Source organism: Micrococcus sp. KRD096 (assembly GCF_017168495.1).
Taxonomy (GTDB): Bacteria; Actinomycetota; Actinomycetes; order Actinomycetales; family Micrococcaceae; genus Micrococcus; species Micrococcus luteus.
In genome coordinates this window covers 94,804-95,971 of record NZ_JABFAY010000004.1, presented here as the reverse complement: position 1 = coordinate 95,971, position 1,168 = coordinate 94,804, and the positions used below count along the sequence as shown (strand labels likewise).

Annotated in this window: 2 protein-coding genes; both read right to left on the bottom strand. The window is 76.5% G+C overall.

Annotated elements, in window-relative coordinates; all coding sequences use genetic code 11:
• Positions 1–48 precede the first annotated feature (48 nt).
• Positions 49–663, bottom strand: a complete 615-nt coding sequence (locus J1M41_RS02680; RefSeq protein ID WP_020627849.1) for a DUF3000 domain-containing protein — start codon at positions 661–663, stop codon at positions 49–51.
• 75 nt (positions 664–738) lie between these two features.
• A partial coding sequence (msrB, locus tag J1M41_RS02675; RefSeq protein WP_241247655.1) for a peptide-methionine (R)-S-oxide reductase MsrB occupies positions 739–1,168 on the bottom strand: 430 nt, incomplete at its 5' end.

Sequence of the window (1,168 nt, the reverse complement as noted above, 5' to 3'; positions counted from 1 at the left end):
GGGCGGGGACGGGCCGGGGCCCGGTGTGTCGGAGGCGCGGGCGCGCGGTCAGGGGCCGGCCGTGTGGACGTCCGCGGCGTGCTCGGGCGGCAGACCGGCGAACGCGCAGATCATGTCCGACCACGCCTCGAGATGCGAGCCGAGGTCCCGCGGGGCCGGGGTCCACGAGGCGCGCAGCTCGATGTCGGTGGTGTCCGGGGCCGCACTGAGCGTCCCGAAGCCCTCCGCGATGCTGCGCGTCGCGGTGCCGCCGGCGTGGGAGTGCTCGGCGTGGCGGCGCTCGAGCGCCTCCACGAGCCACGTCCACGCGACGGCGCCGGCCAGCTGGTCCAGTGCGACGTCCGGTTCCAGGCTCGCACGGATCCATGTCACCGCCCGGAAGCCTCCCGGCCACCGGGCGTCCGGGGCCGGGTCGTGCAGGAGGACGAACCGCCCCGTGGCCAGCACGCCGCCGGTCGCGCCCGGCCCGTCGCACACGTCGGCGGCGAGGGCGACGGCGAAGGGCGCCTGCCCCTCGGGTGCCGGGATCTCCCGCAGCCGCACCTCGGTCCGTGGCCGCGCATCGCGCAGGTCCGCCAGGGCACGCCGGAACACCCCCGGCGGCACGGGCGCCTCGACCGCCCCGGGGGCGGCGGAGAGGCGACGGGGCCCGATCACGCTCATGCCCGTCAGCCTAGGCTGCGGGGCCCAGCGGGCCGCGGGGGCGCGCCGTGGACGCCACGGCGCTCCCGCACCGGATCAGCGCGCCCCGTCCGGGGCCGCCGCGTCGTCGGCGGGGGCCAGGCGCAGCGAGATCGAGTTGATGCAGTAGCGCAGGTCCGTGGGGGTGTCATAGCCCTCGCCCGCGAAGACGTGACCCATGTGGGAGCCGCACGCCGCGCACCGCACCTCGATCCGCTCCATGCCCAGGGTGGTGTCCTTCAGGTACTCCACCCGGTCCTCCGCGAGCGGTGCGAAGAACGAGGGCCAGCCGCAGTGCGCGTCGAACTTCTCGTCCGAGCGGAACAGCTCGGATCCGCACGCCCGGCACGCGTACACGCCCTTCACGTGCGAGTCCCAGTACTCGCCCGTGAAGGGCCGTTCCGTGCCGGCCCGGCGCAGCACCTGGAACTCCTCGGGCGTGAGCCGTCGGGCCCACTCCTCGTCCGTCAGGCGGGCGCCGCCCGGG

Excerpts from the sequence above, each read along its gene's own strand:
- J1M41_RS02680 (WP_020627849.1), bottom strand. The coding sequence starts at position 663 with ATGAGCGTGATCGGGCCCCGTCGCCTCTCCGCCGCCCCCGGGGCGGTC.